The organism is Streptococcus sp. HJ1 (assembly GCF_052399005.1).
GTDB lineage: Bacteria > Bacillota > Bacilli > Lactobacillales > Streptococcaceae > Streptococcus.
In genome coordinates this window covers 386,384-398,540 of sequence record NZ_CP199005.1, presented here as the reverse complement: position 1 = coordinate 398,540, position 12,157 = coordinate 386,384, and the positions used below count along the sequence as shown (strand labels likewise).

The following is a 12,157-nucleotide window of genomic DNA, read 5'->3' as shown; positions in this document are numbered from 1 at the left end:
TTTCACTAGAGGAAATGGATTTTCTTTCGTAAATCCAGCTAGGATTGTCCTTTGGTTGCCAAGATTGCCTTGCCTTCTTTTATCAGGGGATGGCGGAAAAGAGAGAAGTAAAGTTGGATAGTCATGGCAACCCAGATAAGAGGTTCACAGAGGATAACTCCCCTATAGCCCGCCCAAGGGATAATCAAGACCACAAAAACGATTTTGCCGATTAATTCGATAAAACTGGAAACAAGTGGTAAGATTTTTTGCCCCAAGCCCTGCAAGCAATTGCGATAAATCAACAAGAGACTCAAAATCGGATAAAAGACTGAACTGATTTGCAGGTAAAGACTACCATTTTCTACCAAGTAAGTATCTGTCGAACTGGCCAAGAAGGAAATCAAGGTCGGACTAGCAAAAAAGAGAAAGATACAGACAAAACCTGCCCAAGACATGCTCAGTCGACTGCCGATTCGAAGACCTTGAACAATGCGGTCTGGTCGTTTCGCACCGAGATTCTGAGAGGCAAAGGTCGTCATGGCAGAAGAAACGGCCGTCATCGGAAGCAGAGCAAAGGCCATAATGCGTCGTGCCGCTGTTTGGGCACTAATAATCACTGCGCCAAAGGTATTGACAGAAGACTGTAAAATCACACTACCAATAGACACAATCGAACTCATCAAGCCCATAGCCAAACCTTGCTCCAAGAGATCCGCGTACAAGCTCTTGTCCCATTTGAAATGTTTAAACTGTGGCAAGAGTTCTGGAACACTCTTACGGATATAATAAAAGCAGAGAACAGCTGATAAGCCTTGCGAGATGATGGTAGCAAGCCCCGCAGATTGAACTCCCAGATGCAATTGCGTAATAAAATACAAATCCAAAACCACATTAACTAAGGCAGAAAAAATCAGAAAGCCAAGAGCTGCTAGACTATCACCAATAGACCGCAACAAGCCTGCAAAGAGATTATAGGCGAAGCTGACACCGACACAGGTCACTATCATAGAAATATATTGATAGGATTGGGGGAGGATTTCTGCAGGGGTATCTAAATATTGCAAGAGCGGATACAGACCGACAAATCCCATCAGCATGACCACAATACTCAAAAGAGCACCTAAAATCCAAGTGGCTGCTACTGCTTCCTTGATTTTGGTGAAATTACGAGCCCCATAATAGCGGGCAATGACGATCCCCATGCCATTTCCAACACCAAGCGTAAAACCTATAATCAAGTCAAAAATGGCAGTTGTCGCCCCTACTGCTGCCAAGGAATCTTGACCAAGAAAACGCCCAACAATCAAGACGTCAGCTGTATTATAAAGCTGTTGAAAGATATTAGACAGCAAGATTGGAAAGGCAAAGCTTAACAGCGCAGGAAGAATAGGACCATGTATCAAGTCCACGGATCGTTTCTTATTCATAAAGCTATTATATCAGCTTTCTAAAGGAGCGACAAGGCTCTGTCACTAAGTTTGCAATCAATTGCTTACAGAGAGACAATTTGCTATAATCAAGAAAAGGAGGTCATTTATGAGTTTGACCAGTCAATTAATTACCGATGTATTTCCTGATCTAGATAAGGTTGAAAAGCTAAACAAGGAAGCATTCCCCGAGGAAGAACGAGTTCCTCTGTCAGAGTTCTTACGCTATCAAGACCGAGAAGATGCTCACTTTTTTGCCTTTTATAATCAAGAAGAGTTTGTCGGCTTTGCTTTTGCCATCTCCAATCCAAAGGCCTTCTATATCAGTTTTTTTGCCATCATGCCCCACTTGAGAAGCCACGGATATGGAAAAGAAATCATCGAAAAGCTGACTGATTTTTACCAGCGAACCATGTTATTGGAAGTCGAGCGCTTGGACGAAGAATGCGATAACTTGGAGCAGAGAAAGGCCCGCATGGACTTCTATCGCCAAAATGGCTTTAAATCAGCCAACGCTTTTCTAGAGTACGATGGTTTGAGTTTTGAAATTCTCTACCGTGGCGACTATTTTGACGAAGAGGCCTATCGCGACATCTTCCAAAAGTTACAAAATGAACATTATTTTGACTTTCATATAGAGTATCGTCGTTTTAGTGACCATTAAACAGGACTTATCCATCTAGTGAAGAACCTCTCTTTTTCGATAGAAACTACATATAAAAATGCATGTAATCTACGATTACATGCATTTTTTATTTTCAACTGATCAGAATAAACTTTTATTCTCTCTATGGCTTAAGCTTCTGTATTGCCTTCTGGAAGAAGGAAGTAGAGAACAGCATAAGCTAAGATTCCAGAACCACCAAGTAGGGTGAAGATGATCCAAAGTGCACGAACAAGTGTATGGTCCATGTTAAAGTAGTCAGCGATACCAGCACAAACACCAGCAATCTTTTTGTCTTGTACATTACGAACAAGGCGTTTTTCCATTATAGTAGTCTCCTTTTTATAGAATGTTTTTATTTTATCATCAAATTAAAAAAATGCAATAGTTTTTTTAATTTTTTTGATTAAATACTCTTTTATTACGCTTTTAAAGCCTATGGAGACTTAATAATTAAACATAAAAAGCAGAGAAGGACTTCTCCGCTTTCATTTTTAATCTTCAATTTCGATTTCAAGTCCGTCGCCTAGGTCAAGCGTTACTTCTTGGTTAGGTGCTAGATCTTCCGAAACAGTGGTAGGAGTTGTCCCTTCTTCATCTTCAATCAAGCCATATTGAACACGAACTTGGTGGTCAATGGCGTCAAAAATTTCTGGGTGATCCGCCAAGTATTTCTTAGCATTTTCGGATCCTTGTCCGATTTTTTCACCCTTGTAAGAGTACCATGCTCCCGCTTTTTGGATGATATCGAGATCACTTGCAATCTTCAAGAGTTCACCAGTCTTAGAAATTCCTTCTCCGTACATGATTTCAACAAAGGCTTCCTTAAATGGTGGAGCCACCTTGTTTTTCACGACCTTGATCTTGGTTTCCTTACCGACATTGGTATCTTTTTGGTCACCGGTTCCCTTGATTTGTGTGCTTCCACGAACATCCAAACGGACTGAAGCGTAGAATTTCAAAGCACGTCCACCAGGTGTTGTTTCTGGGTTTCCAAACATGACCCCAACTTTTTCACGCAATTGGTTGATAAAGATAGCAATTGTTTTGGTCTTATTGATCGAAGCACCAAGTTTACGCATGGCCTGGCTCATCATACGAGCTTGCAAACCAACGTGGCTGTCTCCAATATCCCCATCGATTTCTGCACGAGGCACAAGGGCCGCAACTGAGTCAATAACGACAAGGTCAACTGCACCTGAGTCAATCAATTTCCCTGCAATTTCAAGGCCTTGCTCACCTGAGTCTGGTTGTGATAAGAGCAATTCGTCAATATTCACACCAAGTGCTGCAGCATAGGCTGGGTCAAGAGCATGTTCCGCATCGATAAAGGCAGCGATACCGCCTTCTTTTTGAGCTTGCGCAACAGCGTGAAGGGCAACGGTTGTTTTACCAGATGATTCTGGTCCATAGATTTCGATGATACGTCCTTTAGGATAACCACCTGAACCAAGGGCAATGTCAAGAGCCAATGAGCCTGAGCTCATCACTTGAACTTTTTGCTCCGCACGCTCACCCAAGCGCATGATTGAGCCTTTACCAAAGTCTTTCTCAATCAATTTAAGAGCATCGTTCAATGCTTTTTCACGGTCTGCTCCAAATTTTTTCCCAATTTCATCTAATTTTTTTGTTGGTTTTTTCGCCATTTTGTTCTCCTATATTCTACTGGTCCTTAGACCTATCTTTCATTATACCAAAATTTAGTCACTTAATAAAGCCTTGCGAACTAGGTTAAAGGCATGCATGACCGCAATATGTCGAACATCTGCTCGACTCCGTCCTGCAATATTGGCCTTGATCACCTCTGTCCCTTTTGCATGTGCCAGTCCAATTAAAACTGTACCAGCTGGATGACCCTCTAGGCTATCTGGCCCAGCTACACCTGTCAGACTGACTCCATAATCAGACTGAGTCTTGATCCGTGCCTGCTCTGCCATTTTTCGAGCCGTAAACTCAGAAACGACCCCGTGCTCTTTTAGCTCTTGCTCGGAAATATCCAACATCTTGGACTTTTCTTCTAGGCTGTAAGTGACAAAACCGCCATTAAAGATTGCTGAAACGCCCGAAAAGTCTGCTAAAGTAGCTTGAAAGAGACCTGCCGTCAAGCTTTCTGCCGCAGTAATGCTTTTCTGTCTCTTCTTTAGCTCTTCTACAACGACACTTGCGAGGCTGGTTTCTTCCCCATATCCATAACAGATGTCTCGTAAAGAAATTCCCTCAAAAGTATGGTGATCCAAGATTTGACTTTCTAGGATGTCCAGTGCTTGATCAGCCTTTTCTTGACTAACTGCTTTTGTAGACAAGCGCAAGGTAACTTCTCCTGTTTTGGCATACGGCGCCAAAGTCGGATCGGTTTGATGGTCAATCAAATCCGCCAAAATGGTCACCAACTGACTCTCCCCAATTCCAAAGAAACGGAGCACTCGTGAGTATAACTTGGTACCAGTCATTAACTTGGGTAAGAGTTGATTTAAGACCATAGGTTTCAATTCACTAGGTGGTCCTGGGAGGACCACGTAGGTCACGCCATCCACTTCTGACACCCCTCCTACTGCTAAACCTGTCTCATTTGGCAGTGGAGTCGCCCCTTCTACAATTTGGGCTTGGCGCTCATTATTCGGTGTCCGAGCATAGTCAGGTCTATGAGCAAAAAAGATATCCAGTTTCTCTTGCGCTTGAGGATCAAACACTAGATCTTTTCCTAAAAATTTTGCCAGAGTTTGTTTGGTCAAATCATCCTCAGTTGGTCCCAAGCCCCCTGTCAAAATCACAAGATTACTACGTTGGCTCGCAATCTCCAGCAAGGACAAAAGACGAGCTTCATTATCTCCAACAGCAGTTTGGAAGTAGACATCTACCCCGATTTCGGCTAGTTTCTCTGATAAAAACTGAGCATTGGTATTGACAATCTGCCCTGTTAAAATTTCTGTTCCGACAGCAATAATTTCTGCTTTCATGTTTCCTCCTACTTATCTATTCGAATTTTTTTGAAAAAATCGCAGGAAATTTCCCACGATTTGATTCTTTTCTTATTCTGCTTCTTCGTTTAAAGCGTTCATACTGGTTGAAGGTGCTGTCCGACCAAAGGCTGTTTCGTACAGTACCGCATTGGTCTCCAATTCTGTCACTGGCTCTTTACCTAGTGAACGACGCAAGAGATTTTGCATCTCGAGCATATGTTCTGAAGTGACAATCTGATAAGAAATTCCCTGTAGCTCAGCATCTTCTCCTCGCAATTGATGCGTTTCGATGTTCTTGAAGGAATCTTGATAGCCAAGCAATTGTGGAATGCTCTTAGCTGATAAGTCTACATTGGTCTGCATGTTATCACTCAAAGCTTTGAGGATGCCTTGATAATGACTCACACTGTTTAGGCTCAAAACCTTCTCAACGATTTTTTGAATGACTTCACGTTGACGTTTTTGACGACCATAGTCTCCCTCTGGGTCTTGGTAACGCATCCGTGAATACACCAGAGCTTCCTCACCATTCAAAGTTTGTTCTCCAACACCGATAGAAATCTTATTAAACTCTTCTTGGTCAGCAATCGAAATTGGGAAACCAAGTGTATTGTTGACGGTAATTCCACCAACTGCATCCACCAATTGTTGAAGCCCTTGCATGTTAACCATCACATAGCGGTCAATATGGATATTCATCATCTTTTGAATAGTAGAAATTGCAAGTTCCGCACCACCATTAGCATAGGCCGCATTGAGTTTAGCTTCCTGAACTTGACCGTTTCCAGTCTCAATCTTGGTCAAAATATCCCGTTCCAAACTCATCATAGTGGTTTTCTTTGTTTTGGGATTAACCGTCAAGAGAATCATGGAATCACTATTTCCCGCCCACGGGTCTGTACGTTCCACATTTCCCGTATCTACCCCCATCAAGAGGATGGTCAGAGGCTCCGTCGCTTCGATAACGTTGGTTTCTTCCCCGATTTTTTTGTAAGTCTTTTTACTTAGGGTTTCTGTTCCCTGTTGGTAGATGGTATAGCCATAAACCGCTACACCTACAACTGTCACTGCTAGGAAACCTAGCACCATTCCAATTAATTTTTTAATCATCTCGTTATTTATTTATCAGCTTGCCCATAAGACAAACATCTAAAAATATCCCTTCTGCTAAATAGGCTCCTCTTTCTTGTAAGCCTTCTGTGATAAATCCCATTTTTGAATAGAGGTGGACTGCAGCCTCGTTTCGTTTTTGTACACTAAGTTGCAAACGGCGCAAGACGCCACTGACTTTAGCCCACTCGATGCCTTCTTCTAGAAGTATAGTCGCCAAGCCTTGGTTCCAAAATTTCTTGCGAACTGCTAAAAAAACATCACCGATATGTCGAACTCTTAAATGTTGGTCCGATGTGATATTTAAGACTCCTGCAATCTCATCATTCAGTAAGGCGAGGAGAGTAATTTGATTCTCTGATGCAGCTTGTTTTTCGATAAAAAGAGCCATTTCAGAAGCTGTCATCATGATACCATTTTCATCCAAGCTGGTAAAATCTGTCTCTTGACCGACACAATCTAAAAATGCAATCAAGGCTGTAGCATCTGAAATCTCTGCCTCACGAATACACAACTCATACTCCATCTTGAAGCCCCTTGATGAGTTGTTCAGCCCGAGAGCCATGGGCCGTAAAATGAAGACAACGACCCTCAGCTTCTTTCAAAATTTCCAACTCCAAGTAAGAATCTGGTAAATCTTCACCCAAAAGATGCCCCCACTCAATAACAGTCACACCACCACCAAAGAGAAACTCATCCAAGTCAATAGAATCAGCATCGCCTTCGATACGGTAGACATCCAAGTGGTAAAGTGGCAAACGCCCTTCGTACTCTCTGACAATGGTATAGGTTGGACTTTTAATCATTTGACGGATATCCAAGCCCTTAGCAAGGCCTTTTGTAAAGGTTGTTTTACCCGCTCCCAACTCTCCAGTCAAGATCAGAACATCGTCTTTTTGAAGCAAATGACCTAATCTTTCTCCGAGAGCTAGAAGCTCTTCTTCATTTTTTGTGTGCATGCTACTATTATACCAAAAAGTTTTCTTTTGTGTGAATTTTCTTTATACACTTACTATAACAATTTTGAAAAATTCTCCTCCACTTAAAAGAATACAACTATTGAAAAAACAAACAGGATATCCCGAATCAGGTGTCCATAAAAGGAGATTTCCCTTTGGATACATTTGGGAAAAAGGAAACGTGCACATAGAAAACCGACACTGATATAAAGGAAAATCGAGGAAATCACTAAGGGATTCCTCAAGAAAACCATCGTAGCTAGAACGGAAATGACGACTGTTTTCTTTTTATTTAGGCGATTTTCTATATCGCGAAAAATTTTATCAAAAGGTAAAAAAATCAATAGATCTACTCCTAGCAAGAAAAAGAAGGAGGGTAAAAAGAGGTCAACCAGTTCCTGCTGCAATTTGCTAGTGGTTTGGATGCTTTCTGAGAGAACCAGACAGGTTACCAGAAGATTGACTACTAAAAGGAGGCAATAAACAAGACTCACTTTCTTTTGAACATGTAAAATACTATGTCTAGACTGGTCTGCTGTATGGAAATAATTTATCCCAGCACAAAGAACAGAAATTCCTACTATCAAAATCAAAAAGTAAGCATTGGTCTGTTTTAAAGATAAAAAAGATTCTTTCCATAATAGACAACTAGAAAAACTAATCTGGATGACTGCAATCAACAACAATAGGCGAATTGATTTTACCATTTCTTTTCCCTCCCTATATGGGATTATACCTTGTGAAGAGTTTGAAATGATTGTTTCTGCCTCAAGTGTCCTTTTTTTGTGCTCAACTGACCAAAAAACAGCTCTGTTGTACACAGAACTGTTCTTTTACCAGTCTAATCCTTAAACCAGAGAGCAATTTCACGTTTTGCAGAAGCTTCCGAATCGGAGCCATGAACTACATTTTGAATGGCTTGATTTTCTCCTGCCGCCTTAGCAAAATCTCCTCGGATAGTTCCAGGCAAGGCTTCTTCTGGACGAGTAGCCCCCATCATGGTCCGCCAGGTTTCAATCACTTTTGGACCTGATAGAATGCCCACCACTATCGGTCCTGAGGTCATAAACTGACGGATAGGAGGATAAAAACTTTTTTCAACCAAGTCTTGATAGTGCTGGTCAATCAAATCTTCTGAAACTGCTGAACGTAACTCTAATTTTTCGAGTTTGAAACCTCGTTGCTCCATTCTTTGCAGAATTTCGCCAACCAGCCCTCTTTTCACACCATCTGGCTTAATGATAAAGAATGTTTGTTCCATACGGACACCTCCTTGGCATTTTAGTTCTTCTATTCTACCATACTTTATGAAAAAGTGGGAAAATTTTCTGAAATAAAGCAAAGAGAACCCAAAGGTTCTCTTTTTGCTTTTATTCTACTGTTTCTTCAACTTGGATTTCCACAGCTTCATCTACTGGAGCAAGTTTTGTTTCTTCTTGTTCTGGAGCCAGATATTCTGCTTCATTGATAGCTTGTGGTTCAAGGTTACGGTAGCGAGCCATACCAGTACCAGCTGGGATGATCTTACCGATAATAACATTTTCCTTGAGTCCAAGGAGATGATCTTTCTTACCACGGATGGCTGCATCTGTAAGGACACGAGTTGTTTCCTGGAAGGAAGCCGCTGACAAGAAACTATTTGTTTCAAGTGAGGCTTTGGTGATTCCCATAAGAACTGGGCGACCAGTCGCTGGAACTCCACCTGCGATAAGAACATCCTTGTTAGCATCTGTAAAGTCGTTGATGTCCATGAGGGTACCCATAAGAAGGTCTGTGTCACCTGGATCCATGACACGAACTTTACGGATCATTTGACGAACCATTACCTCGATGTGTTTATCACCGATTTCTACCCCTTGGCTACGGTAAACTTTTTGTACTTCACCGAGAAGGTAAGTTTCAACTGACAAGACATCACGAACAGCAAGGAGACGTTTTGGTTGGATAGAACCTTCTGTAAGAGCTGCACCGCGAGAGACTTGGTCTCCAACTTCAACACGCATACGGGCTGTAAATGGAACCACGTACTCACCTTCGCCAGTTTCACCCTTAACGAAGACTTTCTTGGTACGAGTTGACGCGTCTTCTTCGATAGCTGTAACTTGTCCTTTGACCTCTGTGATGACCGCTTCCCCTTTAGGATTGCGGGCTTCAAAGATTTCTTGGACACGAGGAAGACCCTGAGTGATATCGGTATTTGAGGCAACCCCACCCGTGTGGAAGGTACGCATTGTAAGCTGTGTACCAGGTTCCCCGATAGATTGGGCAGCGATTGTACCAACTGCTTCACCAACTTCAACCGCATCACCAGTCGCCAAGTTGATACCGTAACAGTGACGGCAGACACCATGACGAGTGTTACATGTAAATACAGAGCGGATAGTAACTTCTTCCACACCAGCATTGACAATTTCACGCGCCTTGTCTTCTGTAATCAACTCATTTGGACCGATGATCACTGCACCAGTTTCTGGATGTTTAACAGTTTTCTTAGTGTAACGACCATTGAGACGTTCTTCGAGAGACTCGATCATCTCTTTTCCTTCTGCGATAGAACGGATCAAGAGACCACGGTCTGTTCCACAGTCGTCCTCACGGATGATAACGTCTTGGGCAACGTCAACCAAACGACGAGTCAAGTAACCTGAGTCGGCTGTCTTAAGGGCCGTATCGGTCATACCTTTACGGGCACCGTGAGTTGAGAAGAACATTTCGAGTACTGACAAACCTTCGCGGAAGTTTGAAAGGATCGGCAATTCCATGATACGTCCGTTCGGAGCGGCCATCAGACCACGCATACCGGCAAGCTGTGAGAAGTTTGAGATGTTACCACGGGCTCCAGAGTCCATCATCATAACGATTGGGTTCTTAGGATCTTGGTTGGCAACCAAACGTTTCTCCAATTTTTCACGGGCTGCACGCCATTCAGCTGTAACAGCGTTATAGCGTTCATCGTCCGTAATCATACCACGACGGAATTGTTTGGTGATTTGTTCTACACGTTTGTGTGATTCTTCGATGATTTCAGCCTTGTCTTCAACAACTGGGATATCGGCAATACCCACTGTCAAACCTGCAAGAGTTGAGTGGTGGTAACCGAGGTTCTTCATGCGGTCAAGTAGGGCAGAAGTTTCTGTCGTACGGAAACGTTTGAAGATTTCAGCGATGATATTCCCAAGATTTTTCTTCTTGAATGGAGGGTTGAGTTCAAGATTACTGATTGCTTCCTTGATATCTCCACCAAGCGGCAAGAAGTATTTAGCTGGAACACCTTCTGTTAAGTTAGCATTTGTTGGTTCTTGCAAGTAAGGCAGACCCTCTGGCATGATGTCGTTGAAGAGGATTTTACCAACTGTTGTCAGCAAGACCTTGTGTTTTTGTTCTTCAGTCCAAGGTTTGTTGAGGCTATCTGTCGCGATACCAACACGTGAATGGAGGTGAACATAACCATTGCGGTAAGCCATAACCGCTTCGTCACGGTCTTTGAAGACCATTCCTTCACCTTCACGACCAGCTTCTTCCATGGTCAAGTAGTAGTTACCCAAAACCATGTCCTGAGATGGAGTAACAACTGGTTTACCATCTTTCGGGTTCAAGATGTGCTCAGCAGCCAACATCAAGATACGAGCTTCTGCTTGGGCTTCTTCTGAAAGCGGTACGTGGATGGCCATTTGGTCCCCGTCAAAGTCGGCATTGTAGGCTTCACAGACAAGCGGGTGCAAGCGAAGGGCCTTACCATCAATCAAGACTGGCTCGAAAGCTTGGATACCCAAACGGTGAAGGGTAGGTGCGCGGTTCAAAAGTACTGGGTGTTCTTTGATAACTTCTTCGAGGATATCCCAGATACGTTCATCTCCACGTTCTACCAAGCGTTTAGCTGCCTTAACGTTTTGCACGATGTCACGGGCAACGATTTCACGCATGACGAATGGTTTAAAGAGCTCAATTGCCATTTCACGTGGCACACCACATTGGTACATCTTAAGAGTTGGACCAACGGCGATAACGGAACGTCCTGAGAAGTCAACACGTTTACCGAGCAAGTTTTGACGGAAGCGTCCTTGTTTACCCTTGAGCATGTGGCTCAATGATTTTAGTGGACGGCTACCTGGTCCTGTGATTGGACGGCCACGACGGCCATTATCAATCAAAGCGTCAACCGCTTCTTGAAGCATACGCTTCTCATTTTGAACGATGATACCTGGTGCATTCAACTCAAGCAAACGAGCCAAACGGTTGTTACGGTTGATAACACGGCGGTAAAGGTCGTTCAAGTCAGATGAGGCAAAACGGCCACCATCCAACTGCAACATTGGACGAAGGTCTGGTGGAATAACTGGAAGGATATTGAGAATCATCCATTCAGGTTTGTTTCCAGACTTGTAAAAGGCATCCAAAACATCCAAACGACGGATGGCTTTGACACGTTTTTGTCCAGTAGCTGTCTTCAACTCTTCTTTGAGTTCGGCAATTTCTTTTTCAAGATCTACTTGTTTCAAGAGGTCTTGGATAGCTTCGGCACCCATCTTGGCAACGAATGATCCATAGCCATACTCACGCAAGCGCTCACGGTATTCTCGTTCTGTCATGATAGACTTGTGCTCAAGTGGTGTATCCTTAGGATCAATCACCACATAAGCCGCAAAGTAGATAACTTCCTCGAGTGCACGAGGGCTCATATCAAGGGTCAAGCCCATACGGCTTGGAATCCCCTTGAAATACCAGATGTGAGATACAGGAGCTTTCAACTCGATGTGCCCCATACGCTCACGACGAACTTTCGTACGCGTTACTTCAACCCCACAGCGGTCACAAACAATCCCTCTGTAGCGAATGCGTTTGTACTTCCCACAAGCACATTCCCAGTCTTTTGTAGGACCGAAGATAACTTCGTCAAAGAGTCCTTCACGTTCTGGTTTCAACGTACGGTAATTGATTGTTTCAGGTTTTTTGACTTCTCCATAAGACCATGAACGGACTTTGCTTGGAGAAGCTAGGGTGATTTGCATACTTTTAAAACGATTTACATCAACCACTATTTCTTCCCTTTCTATT

The 12,157-nt window shown here is 43.0% G+C and carries 11 protein-coding genes; 1 reads left to right on the top strand and 10 read right to left on the bottom strand.

Annotation, left to right across the window (positions count from 1 at the left end; translation table 11 throughout):
* Positions 1-38 precede the first annotated feature (38 nt).
* Entirely contained in the window at positions 39-1,409 is a 1,371-nt protein-coding gene (locus ACT17O_RS02025; protein WP_444817629.1) for an MATE family efflux transporter, read from the bottom strand.
* 109 nt (positions 1,410-1,518) lie between these two features.
* Here ACT17O_RS02025 and ACT17O_RS02020 point away from each other — a divergent pair, with 109 nt between their 5' ends.
* Positions 1,519-2,073 carry a GNAT family N-acetyltransferase gene (locus tag ACT17O_RS02020; RefSeq protein WP_000060283.1) on the top strand — a complete coding sequence of 185 codons (555 nt, stop codon included), beginning with the start codon at positions 1,519-1,521 and terminating at the stop codon, positions 2,071-2,073.
* 131 nt (positions 2,074-2,204) lie between these two features.
* Here ACT17O_RS02020 and ACT17O_RS02015 read toward each other — a convergent pair whose 3' ends face one another.
* The 9 genes from ACT17O_RS02015 to rpoC form a co-directional block, all read right to left on the bottom strand.
* Positions 2,205-2,399, bottom strand: a complete 195-nt coding sequence (locus tag ACT17O_RS02015; RefSeq protein WP_444817628.1) for a PspC domain-containing protein — start codon at positions 2,397-2,399, stop codon at positions 2,205-2,207.
* A 168-nt stretch (positions 2,400-2,567) separates the two neighbouring features.
* Positions 2,568-3,719 carry a recombinase RecA gene (gene recA, locus ACT17O_RS02010; protein ID WP_001085519.1) on the bottom strand — a complete coding sequence of 384 codons (1,152 nt, stop codon included), beginning with the start codon at positions 3,717-3,719 and terminating at the stop codon, positions 2,568-2,570.
* A 54-nt stretch (positions 3,720-3,773) separates the two neighbouring features.
* A complete protein-coding gene (locus tag ACT17O_RS02005; RefSeq protein WP_444817627.1) occupies positions 3,774-5,030 on the bottom strand; it encodes a competence/damage-inducible protein A in 1,257 nt (418 codons plus the stop codon).
* Positions 5,031-5,102: 72 nt separating this feature from the next.
* A complete protein-coding gene (lytR, locus tag ACT17O_RS02000; protein ID WP_444817626.1) occupies positions 5,103-6,143 on the bottom strand; it encodes a glycopolymer--peptidoglycan transferase LytR in 1,041 nt (346 codons plus the stop codon).
* A gap of 4 nt (positions 6,144-6,147) precedes the next feature.
* A complete protein-coding gene (locus ACT17O_RS01995) occupies positions 6,148-6,669 on the bottom strand; it encodes a GNAT family N-acetyltransferase (protein WP_444817625.1) in 522 nt (173 codons plus the stop codon).
* Entirely contained in the window at positions 6,659-7,102 is a 444-nt protein-coding gene (gene tsaE / locus ACT17O_RS01990; RefSeq protein WP_444817624.1) for a tRNA (adenosine(37)-N6)-threonylcarbamoyltransferase complex ATPase subunit type 1 TsaE, read from the bottom strand. The genes ACT17O_RS01995 and tsaE overlap by 11 nt, the downstream gene beginning before the upstream one ends.
* Positions 7,103-7,185: 83 nt before the next feature.
* Positions 7,186-7,809 (bottom strand): hypothetical protein, encoded by a 624-nt coding sequence (locus ACT17O_RS01985; RefSeq protein ID WP_444817623.1) that lies wholly within the window; start codon positions 7,807-7,809, stop codon positions 7,186-7,188.
* A gap of 134 nt (positions 7,810-7,943) precedes the next feature.
* Positions 7,944-8,363, bottom strand: coding sequence for a nucleoside-diphosphate kinase (ndk, locus tag ACT17O_RS01980; RefSeq protein ID WP_042768844.1), 420 nt, complete (start codon positions 8,361-8,363; stop codon positions 7,944-7,946).
* 109 nt (positions 8,364-8,472) lie between these two features.
* Positions 8,473-12,138, bottom strand: a complete 3,666-nt coding sequence (rpoC, locus tag ACT17O_RS01975; RefSeq protein WP_444817622.1) for a DNA-directed RNA polymerase subunit beta' — start codon at positions 12,136-12,138, stop codon at positions 8,473-8,475.
* Between the last annotated feature and the right edge of the window lie 19 nt (positions 12,139-12,157).